Genomic DNA, 22,959 nt, shown 5'->3' with positions numbered 1-22,959 from the left:
GAGTGGCAGGTTAGGTGAAAAGAAGAATTAAACAGAATCGGCGGCGATCAATTTCGCGACCACAGCAGACATTGCCAGCCCTAGCGTCCGATGCTCCGGTGCATCAAGATGCACGCCGTCCAGCACACTTACAGCGACGACGGAGGCAGCGTCAAAGAAGCTGCAATGGGCTTGCTCGCAGATGTGCGCATAGGCCTGGGCCAGGCCAGTGCTCTTGGCCTGAGCACCTTCAAACTTCGGCGCAATGGCTCCGTTGGGGGTGCTGATCGGCGGCGGCGCGATGACCAACACCTTGGGCACCGGCATGCCAGGCTCTATGGGCGCGTTGCGAATCGCCGCTATCAGTGCGGCGATGCCCTGTGCCGCATCCCGTGCGGTGTGCGCATGCATGGACTGAAAATCGTTGGTGCCGAGCATCAGAATGACCAGTGCTAGCGGAGAGCAGCTTTCTACCCTTTGCGCAAGGCCGGCCAGTCCATTCCTTCCGGGCTTGAGCGGGTCATCCAACACCGTGCGGCGCCCGTTCAGACAGTCTTCAACGACCCGCACCTGCTGCCCCTGCGCATTGAGTTCCGTTTCCAGCACACCGGGCCATCGCTGCCCGAACGCAAGGCGCTCTCGCGTCATGGGGATGATTCCCCAAGACAGGGAATCGGAATACACCAAAATTTGTTTCATGCTTTTTTTGACCTGCTAGAGCCAGCCCAGCTCGACGAACTCCATGACGGAGTAGCTGCGATTTTCCAGCGGGTGGGCACGCACTGCCGCAACGATGCGGGCAACACCATCTGCGTAGGCCGATTCGCCGTAGACCCGTGTTTCGAACTGCAGGCTGCATTCGCCGTCTTTGATCAGAATTTGGTGATAGGCGTGGCGCGCCAGGTGGGCTTCAGGAATCTGCAACTCCGCGCGTTGAACGTCTGCGCTCCTTATGGAATGAATGTCGCTGTCGTTCAACCCCAGCGAGTGCGCCAGGTTGACCGCTGTGCCAGGCACGGAGGTCTTGTTCGCCTGGTGGGACTCTGTCAGCTCGATCGTGTGGTTGCTAAACAGATGCCCACCCTTGGCCAGCATGCTCATGAACTTGAGCATCAGGATGTTGGTGTTGGGACACACGACGACCGGGAAGGCGTGCTGTGCGCCCTCCAGATCAGACCCGGTGGACAGCTCGATGAGCGGCGATTGTGTTGCCCCGCAGTAGGCGGCTACAGCCCTGAGCTCTCGGCCAGAACCCGCGTGGATGACGATGGACCGGTCGACACTGGGGGCTCTGTTTTCCCACGGTATGACCTGGCACCCACTGTCCACCTTGAGCAAGTTGAGCAGCTCGGTGGCCAGCTTGCCTGTTCCAACAACGATGATTTGCATGGGACGGTTCACACAGCTTGCCACTTCACTCGCCCTGCCGCCTGGTGGGCTCGCGCTGGTGCAAAAACTTGGTGAGCAGATCGCGCGGTGGCGTGACAGAAATACCCTTGAGCACCTGGCCCACATTGCCACGGTGGTAGGCGCCGTGGGTGAGTACGTGGAAGAGCATTTCCTCGCGCGTCATGCGCCCCGCATCGCCATCGGTAAAGCGGAACACCAGGCTTTCTGCCAACGCATCCGCACTCAACCCGGCCAGGTAGGACTCAAACCACAGGTCTGTCTCGGCCGCAGCAAAGTGCAGCTCGCCCAGTGCGGGCGTCTCCTCCGTGTTGCTTTGCGTGTAGCCATGTGGCTCGCCCAGCAGGTGGGCGCGAAAGATGCGGTCCACCACGTAGATATGGTTCAGCGTGCGGGTGGCGGTGTGCAGCGACTCAGCGTGCTGGGCAGCGTCCACCGTGGCCATGCAGTCGTACAGCTCGGCATTGGCCCAGGTCTTTTGGGCAAACAGGGTTTTCAGCATCGCGAGGGACATGGCTGGCTCCGGGTGGGTGGGCTGGGGTATGTCTTCATTTTATAGAACGGTGCCAGCGGCCAGCCCTGCCGCAAAACCCTTGCGCCTGGCAAGGTTTACATCATGCAACTACATTTGTTGCATGAAACAAAACAGCCAACTGTCAGACGTCCTCCATGTGCTGCTGCACATGGCCGAGGGCGAAGGCCCCGCCACCTCTGAGGCGCTGGCCGCCGCCATGCAGACCCACCCCGTGGTGCTGCGCCGCCTGATGGGCGGCCTGCGCGACGCCGGGTTTGTGGTTTCGGCCAAGGGCCACGGCGGCGGCTGGGTGATGTCGTGCGACATGGACCGCATCACCCTGGGCGATGTGTACCAGGCGCTGGGCGCGCCACCGCTGGTGTCGCTGGGCTTTCGGGAAGACAGGCCCACCTGCCTGGTGGCCCAGGCGGTAAACGACGCTCTGGCCGGCGCCGCGCAAGAGGCCCAGGCCCTTCTGCTCAAGCGCTTTGGCACCGTCACCCTGGCCACGCTCTCCAACGACTTTCACCGCCGCATGGCGCAGCGCAAAGCCGCTGGCCATGCGACACACCACCACCTGAAGGAACACACCTCGTGAAGCACATCGACTTTGCCGTTGTCGGCGGCAGCTACGCCGGCATGTCTGCCGCCCTGCAACTGGCGCGCGCCCGCCGCAAGGTGCTGGTGGTAGACGCTGGCCAGCGGCGCAACCGCTTTGTGGACGCAGCGGGTGAAACATCGCATGGCTTTTTGACACAGGACGGCCGCGCGCCAGCCGAGATAGCCGCCGACGCCCGCGAGCAGCTGATGAACTACCCCAGCGTGGAATGGATGCACGGCACCGCAGAGGATGCCCGCGTGGCCAGGGATGGGCGGCTGGAATTCCGCGTGGGCAGCGAGGCCATCAGCGCCGGCCGCATCATTCTGGCCACCGGTGTGCGCGACGAGCTGCCACCCGTGCCCGGCCTGGCCGAACGCTGGGGCCGCAGTATCTTCCACTGCCCGTATTGCCACGGTTATGAGATGAATGCGGGCCCCATCGGCATCATCGCCGCGTCGCCCCTGGCGCTGCACCACGCGCTGATGCTGTCGGACTGGGGCAGCCCCACCCTGTTTCTGAACGGCGCCTACACGCCCAGCGACGAAGACCTGGCCGCCATCGCCCGCCGCGGCACGCTGGTGGAGCCCGTGTTGATTGAACGCATAGACGGTCATGCGGATGTCGTCCTGCAAGATGGCCGCACCGTCCGCATGAACGGCCTGTTCACCCAGCCGCGCACGCTGCTTAGCAGCCCTGTGGCCGAACAACTGGGCTGCGCGCTGGAAGACGGCCCCATGGGCATGTTTATCAAGGTGGATGACTTCAAGGCCACCAGCGTGCCCAATGTGTTTGCGTGTGGGGATGCAGCGCGGGCGGCGGGGAATGTGACGCTAGCGGTGGCGGACGGCGCCATGGCTGCGTTTGGGGCGCATCGGGCTTCGATGGTGTGAGCTGCTTGCTAGGTCGCTTGGCATACTGCGTCGCAGCCGGCAGCCCATGGAAGCCTACGGACCAAAATAGCCGCTAGCCCCCTAGGAATATGCGCAAGATGCTTCTATTTTTATAGCAAATCGAATACAGAACATTGAGAATGCAAGTCTTGATAGCGGCTATGGGCCAGTTGCGGAAGTTGGCCAGTAGCTGCTTTCTGGAAGACAATCGCTTCCACTTGTCGTACCGCGGGATACGCAGCCGTTTAGCTGAAGTTAGCCTGAAGCCAACAGAAGCGTCCAAGGCTGGTAAAGCACTTCATATTCAACACCTGCCCTGCGCTTTTTGAGATGCCTACCTTTCATCATGGATAAATTCTTGCTGCAGCAGCAGGTGCTGGCGCGGCTCGCTGAAGACCTGTTGCAAGCCGAACAGGCAGTGCGTGCGGCCCATGAAACGGCGACTCACGAAGAAAACATTGCCGAAAACAAATACGACACATTGGGACTCGAGGCAGCCTACCTGGCTACCGGCCAGGCTCGGCGCGCCGAAGGCATCCGCCAGGCGATGGCCAATTGGCGCCAATTCCGCCCGGGCCCCTACGACGCCAGCAAAGGTATACAGCTCGGCGCGCTGGTCTGCCTAGTCGATTCCGACGACAAGCAGCTACAGCTCTTTCTCGGGCCGGATGGGGGCAGCATGAAGTTGGTCAGCGGCGCTCAGCTCGTTCAGGTCATCAGCAGCGAAGCCCCTTTGGGCAGGGCCATGCTGGGTAAATGTGAGGGTGATGAGGTTTGGATACAGGTCGCTCTAATCCGACAGCAATTTGAGGTGCTGCGGTTTTTTTAATCCGCAAGCAAGCCCACGCCAAATTGGCTTAGGTCAGCAGACGTGCCTGGAGGCTAGACTTCGGCTGTAGGCCAGGAGTGGGCATCGGTGAATGGCTGCTTTCTGGACCTACGCTTTGTATTCCGTATCGAGGAAGTTGACAAGCGCCTGCCACGATGAGTTTGGGCGCTTCGACATTGGAGTGAAAACAGACATTCGAACTATCCAGATAGTTGCACCGAAAGCCATAATTCAGTGCGTTCTATTTCGAAGGTTTTTGATGAAACAAGTGTTTGAAGGACATTGCCAGTGCGGAGCAGTTGCCTATCGTGTTACCGGCGTGACTGCGACTCTATTTGCATGCCATTGCACTGAATGTCAGTGTCAATCAAGCAGCGCATTTGGAATGGCGCTATGGGTAAAAGAGCCATCGGTCGAGTTCTCATCAGGCCAGGTGAAAGAATGGATTCGCACGATGCCATCGGGTCGAAAAATGTCCTGTCAGTTTTGCCCCGAATGTGGCACTCGTCTGTTCCATAAAACTGTGGGGCAAACTCAACTCCTGAGCATCAAACCAGGAACCTTGCGCGATACGAGCAAATTGAAGCCGGTCGGGCATATCTGGATTGATAGCAAGCAGAAATGGTTTGATATTGACGACGACATCCTTCAATACGGTGGTAACCCAGAATCTTTTGATGACCTTATTTGTGCGTGGTCGACGCATCAATGATGCAAATACTGGGCTGTCGAAACTGCACTTCCACTATCGGTTTTTCGCCGTCGCAGCTCTGGACCAAGTGCGGACAAAGTACTGAGTCCGCTTTGGGGCGCGCTCGTTGTGTTGACAAGTTAAATTGTCCGCCCTATGCCGGCCCCATATAGGTTGCGGGCAGTGAACACTCATGGCAATCGATTGAGAGGGAATTGCGACATCTGCTCAATGCAGATCGCTAACCTCGACTAAAAAGCTTTCATGGTCCGATGGGCTACTATTGACATCTAGAGTGGAGGCTGGAGCATGTGGCATACAGATGGTCTTAATAACGAGAGCGATGTAGAGCAAAAATTCTTATATGGATTTCTTACCGAACCGCTACCGCTCGGCTTGGAATTACCAAGCTCCATTATTCAAACGAAAGCCAACCTTCGCCGATTTCCGATTGGCAAGGGCAACGAGGCGAAGCTTTATTACCCCGACTATGTAGTCGTCAAGTTTGGCCTACCGCTGGTAGTGATTGAAGCCAAGGCTCCATCTGAGTCAGTGGAAGAGGGATATCGTCAGGCGCGACTGTATGCGCATGAGTTGAATGCGCTCTTCGCTACAGGCTTGAATCCAGCGAAATTTATAGTTGCCTCAAACGGCAAAGAGCTTTGGTATGGATATGCAGATCAAGCAGAGCCTCTATCCAAAGCGATAGTAGCGAATCTTGGAGCCTACTCCTCTGATATTGCAGCTCTGCAAAGTTTAATTTCTTGGAAAAATCTTTCTGCTTACGCGCAAAGTGTTTCCGCGAAAATTCGCCCTGATTCGCTGTTCAAGCCGAGACGATTCGTTGGTGGCACCGGGTTCCAGAATGAAGAGGTTGGCCAAAACACCTTTGGCTCAACACTAACGGCATCAATTAGTTCAATCTTCAATCCCACAACTAGGAACGAGAGAGCCTTTATTGCAAAAAACGGCTACATACCCTCAAGACGAAGAGAAAGGTATGTCGATCCGATTGATAGAGTCATCCGAGCTGCACGACCGCCTAGCGAGACCGACGCTTTGTTGCTGGAGGACACATCAAAACCAACTGAGCTTATCTCGCGACTTAAGGAGAAGACAGCACTTGAGCACAAAGTTCTGCTGTTAATAGGAAGTGTCGGGGCGGGCAAGACCACATTCGTCGATCATCTGCAAGAAGTAGCACTGCCAAGAGCGCTCATTGAGTCAACGGTCTGGTGCCGACTTGACATGAACTCAGCCCCAGTTTCACCGCTTGAGATTTACGATTGGCTCAGACTAGCGCTAATTGAAAGTTGTCGGGCGTCCCTGCCACAAGACGACTTTGACGACTTGGAGGTACTTCGAAAAGTCTTTTCAGTTGAAATAAACAGATTCAATAAAGGGGTAGGGAAACTCTATTCAGCTCAGCCGGAAATTTTTAACGTAAAACTCGCCGAACACATTGAATCAATCCAACGGGATCGCCACAACACTGCTCAAGCACACATTCGATATTGCTGCGGAGATCAAGATAAGCTTTGCATCATTGCTTTGGATAACTGCGATAAAAAGACTCGTGATGAACAACTTTTAATGTTCGAGGCTGCTCAGTGGCTCCAACGAGAATTTCGGGCGCTGGTTATTTTGCCCCTCCGCGATGAAACCTACGACAACCATAGGTCCCAACCGCCCCTTGATACGGCGTTAAAAGATATGGTGTTTCGCATTGAGCCGCCGTTGTTTCAGAACGTTCTTTTGAGTCGAGTTCGACTCGCAATGAAAGAACTAAATAAAAGCTCAGCTGATAAATTGCACTTCTCGCTCCCGAATGGAATGACCGTAGAGTACCCACGATCTGAACAAGCGTACTACCTCACTTCAATCGTAAAGTCACTTTTCGAACATGACAGGTTTGTTCGACGAATGATCGTTGGGCTATCTGGTCGGAATATGCGTGATGCCTTGGAGGTATTTTTAGAATTCTGTAATAGCGCTCATATTGGAGAAGATCAGATTTTTAAGATTCGCCAGTCTGAAGGGCGATACACATTACCTTTGCATCAGGTTGCTACTGTCCTTATGCGTATGAATCGTCGCTTCTATGACAGTGATTATTCCTACGTTAAGAATCTATTTTCGGCCAATCGAGAAGATGCACTTCCAAGTTTTTTCTGCCGGTATATGGTTTTACGATGGCTACGCGAGAAATTCTCCGCTTCGGGAACAGATGGATTAAAGGGCTACTACCGAAAAGGACTAATTAAACAGGAGCTAATGTCTTATGGCATGGCACCTGACATGCTTGACCGGGAATTCAACTATTTGCTTGCAAGTAGGTGTGTGATTGCAGAGCATTTAAGACTCGATTCAGTTGATGACGATGATTTGCTTCGCATTGGCCCCGCTGGTTTTGTGCATTTAGATTTAATCGGAAACGTCAGTTATTTGGCCGCGGTTTGCGAGGACACATTTTTCTCTGATCGCTTGCAGGCGGAAAGAGTTGCAAATCGAATTCGAGATTCGCACGTGCATCTTCACATTAAAACAGCCGTGGACAATGCGACTGAAGTCGTGGAATATTTGCAGATTGTTAAAGGGTTCATCTCTCCTCCACATGGCTCCTTCCTCGCTGAAGATCGTCTTGCAAGTCTTACAGACATCACGGATGCCACAGAGGCTCTAAAGAGAGTTAAACGAGATTTGGCATGGGATCCATGGTTTGATGTGGACAAAACTCTTCCTCGAGGCTCCATGCAACTGGCCGCAGTTGTTAACGTTGTCAGTTTTGGATGCTTTGTGGAATTCCCTGATGGCCTTCATGGACTCGTCCATACAACGAATATGAATGGTTTCCTTGTGGGCCTTGGTGACCAAGTGCGAGTCGAAGTGCTTTGGACTGACGCACATCAGAAGAAGATGAGCTTGCGATTAGTTGAAGTGGTCCGGGAAGATGCAGGCGATCTCTTTTCTGAACTTTCATCAACACAGTCCAATTTCAGTTGATTGTTCCGAGTGAATGTCCGCTTCTGAATATTGAATGTCGATTCACTGAAGACCGCATTGGGTCGACTCCTGCCTGTGGCCTGGGACGGCCGTAGCCGGATTGCCTCAAGCAGCGCTGTGGCTCAATCGAGATCGGTCGGCGCGGCGGCATCGTGACCCGAGAGGCAGGACTGCACGCACTGCACGCACCGCTGGACTGACGGTCGCCCTGCTCTTCAATAGTGGATGGCGCGCGGAACCCCGCCGCCCACGGCAATCGCTTCGCCGTTGATGGAGCGCGACCGGGGCGATGCGAGGAACACGACGACGTCAGCCACCTCTTCCGCCGTGACCACATGCCCCGTGCTGTTGCCCGCATCAAACTCGGCCTGCACCACCGATTCGGCGACGCCCCTGCGTTGGGCGTGGTGTGCCACCAGGTCTGGGGTGCGCTCCGTCACGGTGACGCCAGGGTGCACCACGGTGACGTTGATGCCATGGGCGCCGAGTTCGTCGGCCAGGTTCTTGGTCAGTGCGGCAACGCCCACGTTGCGGATGCTGCCCACGGTGTTGCCCGTCAATCGGGCCGCCAGGCCGCTGATGTTGATGATGCGGCCCCAGCCGCGGGCCTTCTGGCCCGGCGCCACGGCCTGGGCCGTGCGCAAGTAGCCCAGCACCTTGATGTCCAGCTGCTCATGAAAAAACGCACCGGTGATGTCGGCCAGCAGGGGCGGCGGTGCAAAGCCCGCAGGTTCTGCCGCGGCGTTGACCAGAATGTCGATGCCACCGCCCAGCGCAGCCTCGGCCTCTGCCACCGCGCGCTTCACAGCAGCGTCGTCCGCGGTGTCGGCGGCCACCCCAATGACGCGGCGGCCGCTGGCTGTGGACAGTTCGGCTGCGGCCGCCGCCAGGCGCTGCGGGTCGCGCGCCAGCAGCGCCACGTCCACCCCTTCGGCAGCCAATGCCCGTGCGATAGCTTTGCCAATGCCGCGGCTGCCGCCGGTGACCAGTGCGCGTTTGCCTGTGAGTTGTAGATCCATGGGTAACCAGCTCCTTCTGCGTTGGTTGGCATTGTGGTGTGGGGCTGCCCCACACCAAAGACCGATTCCGCATATCCATAGTCGCCTGCCACGGCCAAGCCACACCGCCTTGACCCTCACGCTGCGTCAGGGTTGATACTGCGCGCTGAAGGAGACCTGCATTTGCTACTCAAAGTTGGAGAACTGGCCACCCGCACGGGCCTGACGGTGCGCACGCTGCACCACTACGACACTATTGCGCTGCTCAAGCCTTCGGCCCGCTCGGACGCGGGCTACCGGCTCTACAACCAGGCCGACGTGGCCCGGCTGCACGCCATCCAGGCACTGCGGCACATGGGGCTGTCATTGGCCGATGTAGGCGACATGCTGGCGCGCGGGGGCGAGGGCCTGGGTGACACCATCGCGCGGCAGATCCGCGCGCTGGGCCATGAGATCATCCAGGCCACAGAGCTGCAGGCGCGGCTGCAACTGCTGCAGGAGCGCCTGGCCACCGGCAGCGAACCCGATATGGCGGACTGGCTGTCCACGCTGTCGCTGATGACGACGTACTCCAAATACTTCAGCGCGGCCGAGATCAAGCGCATTCTGGACAACCGCAAGGCGCAGGGGGAGAAATGGGAGCGCCTGATTGCCGATGTGCGTGGGGCCATGGCGCAGCAACTCGCCGCCGACACCAAGCCCGCGCAGGCGCTGGCACTGCGCTGGATGAACCTGACGCTGGCGATGATGGACGACGACTTCAAGCTAATAGACCGCTGGGGCCAGATGTACGACGCCGAGCCCAAGGGGCAGTTCAAGAATGGCCCCGGCCCCGAGGTTGTCACCTACATCAACGCAGCCATTGCACTGCGCATGGAGGCCATGCTGCGCCACATGTCGCTGGCCGAGCTACGCACCTTGCGCACCGGCTCGGATGCGGACATTGCACTGCTCACGCGGGACGCCCACGCGCTGCACGCGGCCCAGGCCGACCTGAAAGGCGCAGCCGCCCGCGATCTGGTGGCGCGGTGGGAGCAGTTCATGCTCACGCTGTGCGACAACCAGCCGGCCATGCTGCGCAAGCTGATTGCGGCGTACACCGCAGAACCGCTGTTGCATGGCACTACGGTCTTCGATGCGATAACGCTGGAAACCATCAAGCGCGGGCTGGATGTGCAGGGCCACCCGCTGTCCAACCCGTTTATGCCTCAGCCCTGAAAAAACACAAGAAGTGCTTGACCCTGACACTGCGTGAGGGCCAACGATTGCGGTTTTGAACAGACCAACGCAACGAGAGGACACCCCATGGGCCAAGCACAACACCCACCCCAGACACACCCACCGCAAACCGAGCGCGCAGCCCTGATGCGCGACAAGAACTTTGTCTGGCTGATGGCCGGCGCCATCATCTCCATGCTGGGCGACCAGTTCACGCTGGTGGCGCTGCCCTGGCTGGTGCTGCGGATGACGGGCGACCCGCTGGTGCTGGGCACCGTGCTGGGGCTGATGAGCCTGCCGCGCGCCCTGTTTCTGCTGATCGGCGGGGCCGTGGTGGACCGCTACTCGCCCAAAACTGTGTTGATGGTCACCAAGTACATCAACGCCGCGCTGCTGGCGGCGCTGGCCGTGCTGGTCCTGGTGGGCGGCCTGTCACTGTGGACGGTGTACGCGCTGGCCTTTGCCATTGGCCTGGCCACGGCGTTCAGCATTCCCTCGGCCACATCGATGCTTCCCCATGTGATGCAGCGTGCCCAACTGCCTGCGGCCAACGGCGTGATGATGGGCCTGCGCCAGCTGTCCATGTTCCTGGGCCCGCTGCTGGCTGGCTTGCTGATTGTGGTGTTTGGTGATGGCCTATCGAGCGGCGCTACCGCTGGCACGGGGACCGATGCAGCCGGCCTGGGCGTGGCCTTTGGCTTGGACGCGCTGAGCTTTCTGGCATCGGCCTGGACCTTGTCCCACGTGCGCATGCACAGCCAGGTGGCAGGCAACCCGGCGGCACCCACCCCTGCCAACCAAGCGGTGTTTGCGGCGGTGGCGGCGGGCCTGCGCCACTTGTGGAACGACCGCGATATGCGCCTGTGCTTCATCTACTGGGGCGTGGTGGCGGTGCTGATCACCGGGCCGGTGCAGATTGCCGTGCCGGTGCTGGCCACCACGCTCAACCTGGGCGCCGCGGCGCTGGGCATTTTGCTGGGCGCCCACGGCGCAGGCACCCTGGTCGGCATGGCCATGTCCGGGGCGCGGCCTGGCATGCGCCTGGGTACGCTGGGCATGACCATGCTGCTGATCGACGTGGTGGTGGGCCTGCTGTTCATGCCCATGGGCCTGATCACTGCCACCTGGCAAGGCGGGGTCTTGCTGGGCACCATCGGCGTACTGGGCGGCTTCATGCAGGTGTCCATCTTCAGCTGGCTGCAGCAGCGCACGCCGCCGGCGCTGATGGGGCGGGTGATGAGCATGTTCATGTTCATCTTCTTGGGCCTGGCCCCGCTGTCGGGTGCGGTCACGGGCTGGATGCTGCGCGCCATCACGCTCACGCAGCTGTTCGTGGGCAGCGGTGGTCTGCTGGTCTGCATCGCGCTGCTGGCGCTGGTGGCATCGCCCGTGCGGCAGGTGACGGACGGGCCAAGGCCGGTGGCAGCCTAGCCACCGGCTGTCATTTCGTCACCCACCAAAGCATTCCCAAGATTCGCCCCCCAGACTTCTCTCACCACCACAAGAGAAGTCCCCATGACGATCACCTGCTTCATCCGCTATGAGATTGACCCGTTCCAGAAAGACCAGTTCACGGCCTACGCCAACAACTGGGCCCGCATCATCCCCCGCCTGGGCGGGCATTTGCTGGGCTACTTTGTGCCGCACGAGGGCAGCAACTACGAGGCCTGGGGACTGATCTCCTTCCCCAGTCTGGCGGCGTATGAGGCCTACCGCCAGCGCCTGCGTGCGGACGATGAGGCGCAAGCCAACTTTGCCTTTGCACAGCGCGAGCGTTTCATCGTGAAAGAAGAGCGTACCTTCCCCCAGCCAGTGCCCGCCAGCTACCTGCAGGCACCCACCGGCTATATTGAAGCCGCATGAAATCCGCCCCAGCCACACCCTACGAGCCCAAGCTGGCCAGCATTGCTGCAGTGATTGCCGATGCCACGCGTGCGCGCATGCTCAGCTACCTGCTGGCTGGCGACTACGCCAGCGCGGGCGAGCTAGCGCGGGCTGCGTCGGTCACACCCGCCACGGCCAGCGGGCACTTGGGCAAGCTGATGGCGGCCGAACTGCTGGTGTGCGAGCAGCGCGGGCGGCACCGCTACTACCGGCTTGCCGACGACGAAGTGGCCCACGCGCTCGAGGCCGTGGCGCTGATTGCCGAGCGCCGCACCCACACCGCCGCCTGGGCCAACCCCACGCGCCAGCGGCTGCGCTTTGCCCGCTGCTGCTATGGGCACCTGGCGGGGCAGCTGGGGGTGGAGATGTTTTCGCAGCTCTTGTCCAAAGAATGGCTGTCCCCCGTCACCGATGGTTACCTGCTCACCGCCCAGGGGAAGGCGGGTTTGGATGCGCTTGGCTTTCCTGTCGATGGCATGGACAAAAGCAAACCGTCTGCCCCCACCCGCGTGGCCTACCGCTGCCTGGACTGGTCCGAACGCCGCGACCATATGGCCGGCAAGCTGCCCAAGGCGCTGCTGGCGCACTGCCTGGAGCAGGGCTGGCTGCGCCGCTTCGATGGCGAACGCGCGCTGGAGGTAACGCCGCTGGGCCGCAAGCACCTAGCGGGCTTGTTGCCTTCTGTCAACGCGCTATGAACGAAATAGGGCTCTAGCCCTCGTGGAATGTGCGCGAGCAGCTATTTAATTTATAGCAAATCTCTCGCGAAATTGACGCTGTGCATGTGGCGCAAACCCACGTGTTGCCTTCAACCGCTTGATCTGGCGACGATGGGTGCATGTTCCGCCATCACCTCAACAACCCAGTTAATAAAGACGCGCAACTTGACGCTGACATGGCGGTTGGGGTGGAAGGCCAGGTACATGGGCATGGGGTCTAGCGCCCAGTCTTGAAACAAGGGGGAGAGTTCGCCACGCACCAGGTGGGGCTTGGCCATATAGTGGGGCAGCCACAGTACCCCCACACCCGCCAAGCCCGCGGCCAGGTAGGCGTTGCCGTCGTCCACAGCCAGGGCGTGTTTTCCTTTGACTTCGATGCGCGCATCGCCCTGGCGCAGGGTGCTGGGCAACAGCTTGCCGGTGCGCGATGACAAGAAGCCAACGATACGGTGAGGGTCCAATTCCAGGTCCAAGGGGTGCAGCGGGCGTGTGGCCCTCTGCAGATAACTGGGCGCCGCATACACGCCAAGTTGCAGGTCACCCACATGGCGCGCGATGAGAGATGGTTCGGTGACCGCACCACCGCGTATCACGCAATCCACGTTGTCACCGATGAGATCGACCATGCGGTCGCTCACGCCCATCTCGATCTGAAGGTCCGGATAACGTGCATGGAATGCCGGGAATGCAGGAACCAATAGCATGCGCGCCAGCGGACTCGGAACATCCACACGCAGCCGCCCCCTGGGCCCGGCTGTGGCGCTGGATAGGCTGGTCTCGGCGTCGTCCAGGTCGACCAGCAAGCGCACTGCCCGCTCGTAGTAGGCCGCGCCGTCGGCGGTGACATGGACTTGTCGCGTGGTGCGGTTGAGCAGCTTGACGCGCAGCCGCGCCTCCAACTGCTGCACCAGCTGCGTCACTGTGGTTTTGCTCATGTGCAAGGTCAGCGCAGCCTTGGTAAAGCTGCCCGTCTCCACCACGCGCACAAATGCCTGCATTGCATCAAAACGGTCCATATCGGCCCCACCTTACCCCATTGATTGTTTGGGAATTGCAAACAGTGATTGTGCGACTTGCTGGTTTATCCCTGGGCCACGGCCGCCTAAATTCAGGGCGAGCCAATTGGCTTTTCTCCACACATTCACCATCCATCGAGGTACTCCATGTCAGTCCGCAATGTTGTTTTTCCAGCTGGGCGCCAGGCGCTTTATGAACAAAACCGCTATTCGCCCGCCATCAAGTCAAATGGCTTTTTGTTTGTTTCAGGCCAAGTGGGCAGCAAGCCAGATGGCTCGCCCGAACCGGATTTGACGAAGCAGGTTCGCCTGGCGTTTGAGAACCTCAACGCCATCCTGTCGGCTGCGGGCTGCACCTTCGATGACGTGATTGACGTCACGGTGTTTATCGTGGACCCAGAAAAGCATTTTGAAACCGTCATGCCCGTGATTCAGGAGTTTTGGGGCGAGGCTCCGCACCCGACGCTGACGGGGATTGGTGTGACCTGGCTCTACGGTTTTCAGTTCGAAATCAAGGTCATTGCCAAGCTGCCAGAGGCTTAGAAGACTTGAAACGCCTCCGCTAAAGGCGCTTTTTCACAAACTGCTTGACGTGCAAACCTACTAGTTGGTAGACTACGCGCCATGAACACTGAACTCTCCCCCAAAGCCGCCGAGATAGTCGCCCGCGCGCGTTCGCTGCTGGCCGCCGGGGGTTACAACGGGTTCAGCTATGCCGACGTCTCGGCGGCCGTGGCCATCAGCAAACCCAGCATCCACCACCACTTTGCCAGCAAGGCGGAGCTGGTGCGCGTGGTCCTGGTGCGGTACCGCGCGGAAATCCGGGAAGGTGTGGCTGCGCTGGAGCAACAGGTGTCTGACCCGTTGGCGCAGTTGCAGGCGTACACGGACTATTGGTCGTCCTGCATTCGCGAAGGTAGCCTGCCCTTTTGTGTCTGCGCCATGCTGGCCGCGGAGCTACCCGCCATCCCCACCGAAGTGGCGGACGAAGTGCGTGGCCATTTTTCGGAGTTGAGCGCGTGGCTTGCCGCCGTGTTGACCCGCGGTGCGGCGCAGAAGACTTTCTTCTTGCAGGCAACGCCCGAGGAAGAAGCCAAGACCTTCATGGCCACCGTACACGGCGCGATGCTGTCGGCCCGCGCCTTTGGCGACCCGGAGATGTTCCCCAGCATCGTGCAGCCGCTCCTGCGCCGGCTGACATCTCCATAAGCATTTCCCGGTTCGTTGCTCCGCCGTTTTTTAACCCATCAATCTACCAACTAATAGATAGGAAACTCACCATGCCACATCCTCTTTCCATCCTGGGCATCGTCCACACCGCCATCAGCCTCGTGCCGGTGGTTGCCGGCCTCTACAGCTTTGCGCACTACCGCACGATCGAGCCGACCACGCGCTCGGGCAAGGTCTACCTCGTCGGGCTGCTGGTCGCGGTGCTCACCTCGTTCGGGCTGTCCAGCACCGGCGGCTTCAACCCCGGGCATGCCTTGGGCATCCTGGCGCTGCTCGCGGTCGCGGGCAGCCTGCTCATTCCCCGCCTGTCGTTCCTGGGGTGGGCGCGGCCGTACTTGGCCACGTTCGGCCTGTCGTTCAGCTTCTTCCTGACGCTGGTGCCGGGCATCAATGAGACGCTGACCCGTCTGCCGGCTGCGCAGCCCTTGGCCAGCGGACCGGAATCGCCGCTGGTGCAAAGCACCTTGCTGGCTTGGGTCGTGGTCTTCCTTGCCGGTTTCGTATTCCAGGCGTGGACGATTCGCACACGGAAACAATCCAAATAGCCTTCTAGCCCCCGTGGAATATGCGCGAGCAGCTATCTAATAAATAGCAAAGCGCACCCGCACTTCCCTCAATCCCGATCGCGCTCACGGGCCCAGATGGCGGCGAAGGCTTTGATCTTGGTCCAGGTGCCTACGCGTTCTTCGGAGATCACATCCAGGAAATCAGACAATCGCTTGGACTTGGCAATGGTGTACACCGTGAGCGCAATCGTGACCACAAACACCAGGGCAAACACCACCACCTTGCGCGACATGGAGGCGTCTGCCTCGGCCAGCAGGTTCATGCCCAGGAAGCCGGTGGTGATGGTGCCGATCAAGCCCAGGATGGTGACCACGGTAAGGCGCACGACGGTGTTGGCCTGGCGGCGCAGGCTGTCGGCTTCGAGGTAGTTGTTCATGTCGGCAATGCGCTCTTTGACTTCGGCATACAGCGGGTCCAGCCCCAGGTGCTGAACACACTTGGCAAACAGCGCGCGGGTTTGGGCCTGCTCCGAGATTTCATGGAACCAGTAGCGGTGGGTAAAGCGCAAAAAGCCGGCAAAGCAGCTGCGGATGCTGCGCTTGAACACACGCACGCTGGCGGGGTCGCTGATGTTGAGGTTGCGCAGTGTTTCGGCCAGCCGGTCTGAGAACATCAGCAACGCGGCTTTCTGAAAATGCGCAATCAAAAACAGCAGAAAGTGCTGGTGCCTGAACTGTGCCAACACGCCCCGGTCACGGCAGGAGAAAAAGTGGCTGTTGGCATCGCCCACCACGATCAAGGAATGGCCGGTGCAGAGGTAGCGGGTGTGGGGCGCGGCGCCGCCGGGTGTCCAGAACCGGTCGTAGCAATATCGGTCTTCAAAATCGCAAAGGTGGTCGTCGGCAAAGGGCAGCGCGGCTTCGCCATCGGCACTGCCCGCGCCGGTGACCAAACCGAGCCGAACGAAATCGCTGCGGCTTAGGGTCTTGGGGTCATCCACGGCCAGGTAGCCCAGCAAGGGCATGCGGTAGTACTCGATCTGCCGATAGCGCAGTGCGCCCTCCTGCTCCGAGTGGTCGCTCACCAACGGCTGCAACAGCCAATCCCAGTGGGCGGCAATGCGGGGAGCGCGGTGGCGGGCCACATGCGCCATGAACAGGTCGCGCTCGCCCGCGTTGGATTGCGCCAGCACCTGCCCTTGCGCGCCTAGCCACTCGGCCTGGTGCAGGCAGTGTTGGGCCTGCCCCTGCGCATCCCAGCCCGAGGGGTAGCCACGGCCAAAGCGGTAGAGCAACTCTTGCGCCTGCGCCAGCGGCAAGTGGTCGCACGCCACCTCGACGTTGAGCAGCACCAGGTCCAGGTCCAAAAAGAAATACAGGTCGACATGCACCACATGCAGGGTGATCGCTTCTTCGGAGGGGCGCAAAACAACGCGCACCGCGCTGACATCATGACGGCGGAACACCCGCATGGGCGAGCCGCGCACCTGGCCGCCGCCCTTGGCATGGCCTTCGCCATACAGAAAGCGCTGCACGTAGGGCAAGAAGGTGACGAACTCGTTGTAATGCCGCTCGTGAAAGTGCTGGGCATCGCCGGTGTATTCGTCCACCACTTCGCGCCAAGGCGTGGCGTCGCCCATGGCGGACAAGATTTCCCAGGGCTTGGCGTGCTGCGCCTCTGCCCCGCGCACCGGCATCAGCCGCAGGGGCCACAGCAGGATTTGTCCGAAATGGCGTACGCCGTGGGGTGCTTCAGGCTGGTGCATGTCGGCCAGTATCGCACCGGCCTCTGGCTCTGAAAAGACTCAGCCGCGTCCCACAAACGGCATGTTGGTCGCCATGATGGTCATGAACTGCACGTTGGTGGAGAGTGGCAGCTTGGCCATGTGCAGCACGGCGTTGGCCACTTCCTGCACGTCCATCATGGGCTCGACGGCAACCTCGCCATGGGCCTGCAGCACACCGGTTGCCATGCGGGCCGACAGTTCGGTCAGTGCGTTGCCAATGTCGATCTGGCCACAGGCAATGTTGTACTTGCGGCAGTCCAAAGAGATGGACTTGGTCAGGCCGGTGATGGCGTGTTTGGTGGACGTGTAGGGAGCGGAGTTTGGGCGTGGCGCGTGCGCGGAGATGGAGCCGTTGTTGATGATGCGCCCACCTTGCGGCGCCTGGTTCTTCATGAGGCGGATGGCGCCTTGCGCGCAGAGGAACGAACCGGTCAGGTTGACGTTCACCACGTCTTGCCATTGCGCGAAGCTGATGTCTTCGATGTTGACCTTGGGGGCGCCCAGGCCTGCGTTGTTGAACAACAGGTCCAGGCGGCCGAACCTGTCCTTGATCATGGCAAACAGTTGGTCCACCGATTCCGGCTGGCTCACATCCGCGCAAAACGGGTGCGCGCGCCCGCTGCCGCTGGCCTGGGCCACTTCGTTCAGGGGCTCGGCGCGCCGTCCGGCCAAGACAACGCTGTAGCCGTCTTGCAGCAGCGCCAGGGCCACGGCCCGCCCAATGCCTGTGCCTGCACCGGTGACCAATGCGACTGGGGAGTTGGAGTTCATGGGGGGTCTTTCAGAAAATCGATGCCATCGCTTTGTACCAGAGGGGTTGATGCACTTGGGGACTTGCTGCCTCAAACGCCCCGCAATTCGGTCTTGCGTTCGATGATGCGCGACACCAGCCCGTACTCCACGGCCTCTTCGGCCGACAGCCAGCGGTCGCGCTCAATGTCGGCCAGCACCACCTCCAGCGACTTGCCGGTTTCGCGCGCAATGGTGCGGGCGATGCGCTCGCGCGCCTTGACGATCTCGCGCGCCTGGATGGCGATGTCGCTGGCCGGCCCGCCGGAGCCGCCGCTGGGCTGGTGAATCAGAAAGCGCGTGTTGGGCGTGCAGTAGCGCCGCTCGCGCGGCACCGACAAATACAGATGCGTGGCCGCGCTGCCCACCCAGCCGGTGCCCACCATGTTCACCGGCGCGGCGATGAAGCGCACGATGTCGTGGATGGCGTCGCCCGACTCCAGGTGGCCGCCCGGCGAGCTGACCAGCATGTCAATGGGCTCGGTGCTGTCGGCGTCCAGCGCGATGAGCCGGCGCGTCACGTCGGCGGCCATGGCATCGGTCACGGTGCCAAAGACCAGCAGGGTGCGGGACTTGAAGGCCTTTTCTTCCAGGTAAGAGGTGCGCGGCTCGGGGGCGCTGGCAGGTGTGGAGCCGGGTTCGGTGGTGGGGGTATCCATGGTGGGGTTCCTTGTGGTTGAACTGCCATGACGAACGAGGGGTGGTTTTCGTGACACACGCGGACCACATGGGGGCTATGGCACCATGCGGCCATGTACGACGCACGCCCCCTCACCCTGCCCGACGCTGACCACCGCCGCCTGGTGCGCGCCGCCTCCCGCCTGCTGGGCCCGGCCGACGCGGAAGACGCTGTGCAGGACGCGTATGTGCGTGTGCTGGAGGGCCAACCCCACGACCCCAGACGCGAACTCAACTCCGCCCAGGCTTGGCTGCTGACCGTGGTGCGCAACCTGGCCATCGACCGCCTGCGCCGCCGCAGCTGGATGCAGCAGTGGCTGGAAGAGATGGGCGCTGCAGACGCCGAGCGAACATCTCCCTCCGCCGAGGCAGACGCCGCCCTGGCCCAGGAAGCCAGCCGCGCCCTGCGCCTGCTGGCCGCCCAGTTGGCGCCGGAAGATGGCGCCGCCCTGCTGTTGCACGAAGTGTTCGAAGCGGGCCATGCCGAGATTGCGGATGCCAGTGGAAGATCTGAAGCTGCCAGCCGGCAGCAACTGCGGCGCGCGCTGCTGCGGCTGCGGCAGGCGCGGGGTTCGGCGGATGACGCCACGTCTTCCGAGCTGGAGTCCAACGAAGACACCACATTCCGCCTCTACCTGCAATCGCTGCAACTGCGCGACCCGCAAGTGCTATGGGCCATGCTGCGTCACCCGCCTATCAGCGCGGTGGCGGGGATGTCGGCGCTTGGAGCTGAGGCCACATCAACACCCCATACGATTGCCAGCGCAGTGGTTCAGATGGGCGGGCAACTGGGCCTGGTGCTCACGCTGGATGGTGTGCGGCTGTGCGTGGTGCCGCTGGGCGTGCAGTCTGCGTGCGAGCCGGAAGCCGCCTTGATTTGATAAGAAATAGGCCTCTAGCCCCCGTGGAATATGCGCGAGCAGCTTCTTTTTTGATAGCAAATTAGAAGCAACAAGCGCATCACATGGCCGGGTAAGCCCCCGTGCCGCCGGGCCAGGCCGTCAGCACTTCGTATCCATCCGCCGTCACCGCCACCATGTGTTCCCACTGGGCGGAGAGGGATCGGTCTTTGGTCACCACGGTCCAGCCGTCGGCGAGTTGTTTGGTGTCGCGCTTGCCAGCGTTGAGCATTGGCTCGATGGTGAAGACCATGCCGGGCTCCAGCGTCAGACCGTGGCCACGTTGGCCGTAGTGCAGCACCTGGGGTTCATCGTGGTAGATCTGGCCGATGCCGTGGCCGCAGTATTCGCGCACGACGCTGAAATGCTCCCGATGGGCGACAGACTGGATGGCATGGCCCACGTCACCCAACGTTGCACCGGGCTTGACCTGCTGGATGCCGGCGCGCAGCGCTTCATACGTTGTCTCGACCAGGCGGCGGGCCAGCACACTGGGTTCGCCCACAAAGAACATGCGACTGGTGTCACCAAACCAACCGTCCTTGTTGACGGCCACGTCGATGTTGACGATGTCGCCCTTCTTCAAGATCTTGTCTGCCGAGGGAATGCCGTGGCACACCACCTGGTTGACGGAGGTGAGGATGGTCTTGGGGTAGCCCTGGTAGCCCACGTTGGCGGGAATGGCGCCCTGCACATTCACGATGTAGTCGTGGCAGAGGCGGTCCAGCGCCTCGGTGCTGACGCCGGGCACCACGTGGGGCTCGATCATGGCCAGCACTGCGGCGGCCAGCTGGGCGGCCCGGCGGGACAGGGCCAATTCTTCGGCGGATTTGAGGGGAACGTCGTGCGCCATCAGTGTTTTCCGGCCGAGGCTGAACCGGCTTTTCCAAGTTGGCCTGCGGCCGCCCCGGCGATGTCCAGCCCTCCTGCCAGTTCAGCGCGAATGAGCAGTTGGCAGATTTCCCGGTAGTCCAGTTCCGGGTACATCTCGGTCAGCATGCCCACGCGCATCCAGTGCTCAGCCTGTGCGTTGATAGACCGGCTCAGCGCACTGCCCGCCACGCGCAGGTTCTCGTGCATTTGGTCCGAAATTTTGACAATCCCCATTCGCATAACTCCATATGAAACGTATACGTATTATATACGCTCCATATAGCGCAACTTGCCCAAAGAAAAAGGGCGAACCCATGGGTTCGCCCTTCCTCCACAGCCCTACGCCGCGGCAGCCAACGCCCTGGGCGCTTCGGCATAGTGGTCAAACTGCATCGAATAGCTGGCGCGCCCCGAGGTCAGCGCACGCAAGCTGCCGATGTAGCCAAACAGGTTTTGCAGCGGCACCATCGCATGGACCACCGCCGCATTGCCCACCTGCGCCTGCTGGCGCACCAGGGCGCGCCTGCGGTTCAAGTCGCCAATGCAGTCGCCCACGTAGTCCAGTGGCGTCGTCACCTGCACCGCCATCACCGGCTCCAGCATGACGGACCCCGCTGCCTTTTGCGCCTGCGCAAAGGCGGCCCTGCCCGCCAGCTCGAATGCCAGTGTGGACGAATCGCGGTCATGGAAACTGCCGTCTTCCAGAACCACCAGCACATCCACCACCGGGTAGCCCGCCAGCACACCTGCGCGCGCCGCACGTCGGACGCCCTCTTCCACGCTGGGAATGAACTCCCGGGGGATGGCTCCACCAGTCACTTCATTTACAAAGCGCAGACCGTCACCCCGTGGCAACGGTTCGATGCGCAGCGCCACCTCGGCAAACTGCCCAGGCCCACCGGACTGCTTCTTGTGCACATAGCGCACGCGGGTTTCCCGGGTCACCGTTTCACGCAGCGCAACCTGAGGTTGCCCTGTATGCACCGAGACGCCAAAACGGCTGCGCAGCTTCTCCAGCGTGACTTCCAGCTGCAGCTCGCCCACGCCCGAAAGCAGGGTTTGCCCAGACTCGCTGTCCTGGCTCAGGCGCAGGCTGGGGTCTTCGTCCACCAAGGTATGCAGTCCCTTGGAAAAGCTGGCCTGGTCCTCGCGGGCCAGGGGCTCCACCGCCATCGTGATGACGGGCTCGGGTGCGTGAATCTCTTCCAGCACCAGCGGCTGCTCCGGATCACACAGGGTGTGGCCCGTCTTGCTGCCCTTGAGCCCGGCCACGGCCACAATGTCGCCGGCCATGGCGTGCGTCAGCTCCTCACGCTGGTTGGCGTGCATTTGCACCACGCGCGACAGGCGTTCCTTGTGGCCCGTGCTGCTGTTGAGCACCATGCTGCCGGCCTGCGCCTGCCCACGGTACACACGCAGGTAACTCAGCGCCCCATGCTCGTCATGGACCACCTTGAACACTAGCGCGGCGAAGCCGTCACCGTCACCCAGCGCCTGTGCGCGGTCTTCTGGCGCAGGCAGGTAGTCCACCACGGCGTCCAGCAAGGGCTCAACGCCCTTGTTCTTCAGCGCAGAGCCGGCAAAGACCGGCACAAACGCCTGCTTCAGGGTACCCAGGCGGATACACGCGCGCAGCTGTGCTTCTGACACGTCCTGGCCGTTCAAATACGCGGCCAGTACCGTGTCGTCTTGCTCCACCGCGGTGTCTACCAACGCGTCGTGGGCCACCTGCGCTGCCAACACCATGTGCTCGGGAATGGCATCACGCGTCAGCTCAGGCTGGCCGTGCCCATTGCGCGGCCAACGCAGCGCTTGCATGCTGACCAGGTCAATCACGCCTTCAAACTCGGCCTCTTGGCCCAAAGGCAGTTGCATGACCAAGGGCTTGGCTCCCAGGCGCTCCGCCATCATCGCCACAACCCGCGCAAAGTCCGCACCGGTGCGGTCCAGTTTGTTGATCAGGGCAATGCGCGGCACACCGTATTGGTCGGCCAAGCGCCAGTTGGTTTCGGTTTGTGGCTCCACGCCAGCAACACCGTCAAACACGACGACCGCGCCGTCGAGCACCCGCAAAGAGCGGTTCACTTCGATGTTGAAGTCGATGTGGCCCGGCGTGTCGATCAGGTTGATCTGGTGCGCACGCCACGCCACCGTGGTCGCCGCACTGTTGATGGTGATGCCGCGTGCCCGTTCCTGCGGGTCGTAGTCCATTGTGGTGGTGCCCAAATGGACTTCACCGGTGCGGTGGATGGCGCCCGTGACATAGAGGATGCGTTCACTGACGGTGGTCTTGCCAGCATCAACGTGCGCGATGATGCCGATGTTGCGAAGTTGTCGCTTGTTCATAGTCGTATTCCTAAAAGACAAAAACCCTGGTCCTTGTGTGTGTGAACCAGGGTTTTCTGGGGCGATTGCTTTGGCAATCTGCCCATTGAGAAAACCCCGAAC

Annotated in this window: 24 protein-coding genes; 13 read left to right on the top strand and 11 right to left on the bottom strand. The window is 60.8% G+C overall.

The window, feature by feature from the left end:
• Nucleotides 1-27: 27 nt before the first annotated feature.
• Genes AC097R_RS09665 through AC097R_RS09655 form a run of 3 tightly spaced genes read right to left on the bottom strand, consistent with a single transcriptional unit; the run spans nucleotide 28 to nucleotide 1,900 of the window.
• Nucleotides 28-678 (bottom strand): SGNH/GDSL hydrolase family protein, encoded by a 651-nt coding sequence (locus AC097R_RS09665; RefSeq protein WP_479597869.1) that lies wholly within the window; start codon nucleotides 676-678, stop codon nucleotides 28-30.
• Nucleotides 679-693: 15 nt separating this feature from the next.
• The gene (locus tag AC097R_RS09660) at nucleotides 694-1,368 is read right to left on the bottom strand and encodes a dihydrodipicolinate reductase C-terminal domain-containing protein (RefSeq protein WP_479597868.1); all 675 of its coding nucleotides are present in this window, start codon (nucleotides 1,366-1,368) and stop codon (nucleotides 694-696) included.
• 25 nt (nucleotides 1,369-1,393) lie between these two features.
• On the bottom strand, nucleotides 1,394-1,900 hold the full coding sequence (locus tag AC097R_RS09655; RefSeq protein ID WP_479597867.1) for a DinB family protein: 507 nt from the start codon (nucleotides 1,898-1,900) through the stop codon (nucleotides 1,394-1,396).
• Between the two features lie 121 nt (nucleotides 1,901-2,021).
• Between AC097R_RS09655 and AC097R_RS09650 the strand changes: the two genes are divergently transcribed.
• From AC097R_RS09650 to AC097R_RS09630, 5 genes are all read left to right on the top strand, one after another.
• Nucleotides 2,022-2,498, top strand: a complete 477-nt coding sequence (locus AC097R_RS09650) for an Rrf2 family transcriptional regulator (protein WP_479597866.1) — start codon at nucleotides 2,022-2,024, stop codon at nucleotides 2,496-2,498.
• A complete protein-coding gene (locus tag AC097R_RS09645) occupies nucleotides 2,495-3,391 on the top strand; it encodes an NAD(P)/FAD-dependent oxidoreductase (RefSeq protein WP_479597865.1) in 897 nt (298 codons plus the stop codon). The genes AC097R_RS09650 and AC097R_RS09645 overlap by 4 nt, the downstream gene beginning before the upstream one ends.
• A gap of 346 nt (nucleotides 3,392-3,737) precedes the next feature.
• Complete coding sequence (locus tag AC097R_RS09640) at nucleotides 3,738-4,220, top strand: GreA/GreB family elongation factor (RefSeq protein ID WP_479597864.1); 483 nt, start codon at nucleotides 3,738-3,740, stop codon at nucleotides 4,218-4,220.
• A 259-nt stretch (nucleotides 4,221-4,479) separates the two neighbouring features.
• The gene (locus AC097R_RS09635) at nucleotides 4,480-4,932 is read left to right on the top strand and encodes a GFA family protein (protein ID WP_479597863.1); all 453 of its coding nucleotides are present in this window, start codon (nucleotides 4,480-4,482) and stop codon (nucleotides 4,930-4,932) included.
• A gap of 288 nt (nucleotides 4,933-5,220) precedes the next feature.
• Nucleotides 5,221-7,914: a type I restriction enzyme HsdR N-terminal domain-containing protein gene (locus AC097R_RS09630; RefSeq protein ID WP_479597862.1), complete on the top strand. Its 2,694-nt coding sequence runs from the start codon at nucleotides 5,221-5,223 to the stop codon at nucleotides 7,912-7,914.
• 215 nt (nucleotides 7,915-8,129) lie between these two features.
• Here the strand turns inward: AC097R_RS09630 and AC097R_RS09625 are convergent, their stop codons facing one another.
• Nucleotides 8,130-8,933, bottom strand: coding sequence for an SDR family NAD(P)-dependent oxidoreductase (locus AC097R_RS09625; RefSeq protein WP_479597861.1), 804 nt, complete (start codon nucleotides 8,931-8,933; stop codon nucleotides 8,130-8,132).
• Nucleotides 8,934-9,095: 162 nt separating this feature from the next.
• Here AC097R_RS09625 and AC097R_RS09620 point away from each other — a divergent pair, with 162 nt between their 5' ends.
• From AC097R_RS09620 to AC097R_RS09605, 4 genes are all read left to right on the top strand, one after another.
• Nucleotides 9,096-10,130: a MerR family transcriptional regulator gene (locus AC097R_RS09620; RefSeq protein ID WP_479597860.1), complete on the top strand. Its 1,035-nt coding sequence runs from the start codon at nucleotides 9,096-9,098 to the stop codon at nucleotides 10,128-10,130.
• An 87-nt stretch (nucleotides 10,131-10,217) separates the two neighbouring features.
• On the top strand, nucleotides 10,218-11,561 hold the full coding sequence (locus AC097R_RS09615) for an MFS transporter (protein WP_479597859.1): 1,344 nt from the start codon (nucleotides 10,218-10,220) through the stop codon (nucleotides 11,559-11,561).
• An 84-nt stretch (nucleotides 11,562-11,645) separates the two neighbouring features.
• On the top strand, nucleotides 11,646-11,993 hold the full coding sequence (locus AC097R_RS09610; RefSeq protein ID WP_479597858.1) for an NIPSNAP family protein: 348 nt from the start codon (nucleotides 11,646-11,648) through the stop codon (nucleotides 11,991-11,993).
• Nucleotides 11,990-12,712: an ArsR/SmtB family transcription factor gene (locus AC097R_RS09605; RefSeq protein WP_479597857.1), complete on the top strand. Its 723-nt coding sequence runs from the start codon at nucleotides 11,990-11,992 to the stop codon at nucleotides 12,710-12,712. Before AC097R_RS09610 ends, AC097R_RS09605 begins: the two co-directional genes overlap by 4 nt.
• A 110-nt stretch (nucleotides 12,713-12,822) precedes the next feature.
• Here the strand turns inward: AC097R_RS09605 and AC097R_RS09600 are convergent, their stop codons facing one another.
• A complete protein-coding gene (locus AC097R_RS09600) occupies nucleotides 12,823-13,749 on the bottom strand; it encodes a LysR family transcriptional regulator (RefSeq protein ID WP_479597856.1) in 927 nt (308 codons plus the stop codon).
• 147 nt (nucleotides 13,750-13,896) lie between these two features.
• Here AC097R_RS09600 and AC097R_RS09595 point away from each other — a divergent pair, with 147 nt between their 5' ends.
• The 3 genes from AC097R_RS09595 (at nucleotide 13,897) to AC097R_RS09585 (ending at nucleotide 15,524) form a co-directional block, all read left to right on the top strand.
• A complete protein-coding gene (locus AC097R_RS09595; RefSeq protein WP_479597855.1) occupies nucleotides 13,897-14,292 on the top strand; it encodes a RidA family protein in 396 nt (131 codons plus the stop codon).
• 81 nt (nucleotides 14,293-14,373) lie between these two features.
• Nucleotides 14,374-14,958 (top strand): TetR/AcrR family transcriptional regulator, encoded by a 585-nt coding sequence (locus tag AC097R_RS09590; RefSeq protein WP_479597854.1) that lies wholly within the window; start codon nucleotides 14,374-14,376, stop codon nucleotides 14,956-14,958.
• A gap of 71 nt (nucleotides 14,959-15,029) precedes the next feature.
• Nucleotides 15,030-15,524: a hypothetical protein gene (locus tag AC097R_RS09585; RefSeq protein WP_479597853.1), complete on the top strand. Its 495-nt coding sequence runs from the start codon at nucleotides 15,030-15,032 to the stop codon at nucleotides 15,522-15,524.
• A gap of 68 nt (nucleotides 15,525-15,592) precedes the next feature.
• Here the strand turns inward: AC097R_RS09585 and AC097R_RS09580 are convergent, their stop codons facing one another.
• The 3 genes from AC097R_RS09580 to AC097R_RS09570 form a co-directional block, all read right to left on the bottom strand.
• Nucleotides 15,593-17,251, bottom strand: coding sequence for a hypothetical protein (locus tag AC097R_RS09580; RefSeq protein ID WP_479597852.1), 1,659 nt, complete (start codon nucleotides 17,249-17,251; stop codon nucleotides 15,593-15,595).
• 39 nt (nucleotides 17,252-17,290) lie between these two features.
• On the bottom strand, nucleotides 17,291-18,043 hold the full coding sequence (locus AC097R_RS09575) for an SDR family oxidoreductase (protein ID WP_479597851.1): 753 nt from the start codon (nucleotides 18,041-18,043) through the stop codon (nucleotides 17,291-17,293).
• Between the two features lie 71 nt (nucleotides 18,044-18,114).
• The gene (locus AC097R_RS09570) at nucleotides 18,115-18,720 is read right to left on the bottom strand and encodes an ATP-dependent Clp protease proteolytic subunit (RefSeq protein ID WP_479597850.1); all 606 of its coding nucleotides are present in this window, start codon (nucleotides 18,718-18,720) and stop codon (nucleotides 18,115-18,117) included.
• A gap of 93 nt (nucleotides 18,721-18,813) precedes the next feature.
• On the opposite strand from AC097R_RS09570, the gene AC097R_RS09565 reads away from it, so the two are divergent.
• Nucleotides 18,814-19,620, top strand: coding sequence for a sigma-70 family RNA polymerase sigma factor (locus tag AC097R_RS09565; RefSeq protein ID WP_479597849.1), 807 nt, complete (start codon nucleotides 18,814-18,816; stop codon nucleotides 19,618-19,620).
• Between the two features lie 79 nt (nucleotides 19,621-19,699).
• On the opposite strand, the gene map is transcribed toward AC097R_RS09565, so the two are convergent.
• From map to fusA, 3 genes are all read right to left on the bottom strand, one after another.
• The gene (gene map, locus AC097R_RS09560) at nucleotides 19,700-20,491 is read right to left on the bottom strand and encodes a type I methionyl aminopeptidase (protein WP_479597848.1); all 792 of its coding nucleotides are present in this window, start codon (nucleotides 20,489-20,491) and stop codon (nucleotides 19,700-19,702) included.
• Complete coding sequence (locus AC097R_RS09555) at nucleotides 20,491-20,745, bottom strand: ParD-like family protein (RefSeq protein WP_479597847.1); 255 nt, start codon at nucleotides 20,743-20,745, stop codon at nucleotides 20,491-20,493. The genes map and AC097R_RS09555 overlap by 1 nt, the downstream gene beginning before the upstream one ends.
• A 105-nt stretch (nucleotides 20,746-20,850) precedes the next feature.
• A complete protein-coding gene (gene fusA / locus AC097R_RS09550) occupies nucleotides 20,851-22,857 on the bottom strand; it encodes an elongation factor G (RefSeq protein WP_479597846.1) in 2,007 nt (668 codons plus the stop codon).
• Nucleotides 22,858-22,959: the final 102 nt, after the last annotated feature.

Source organism: Rhodoferax sp. ZS1R25 (genome assembly GCF_056521335.1).
Note: the sequence above shows the minus strand (reverse complement) of the source record. Positions and strands in the feature narration are given on the sequence as shown.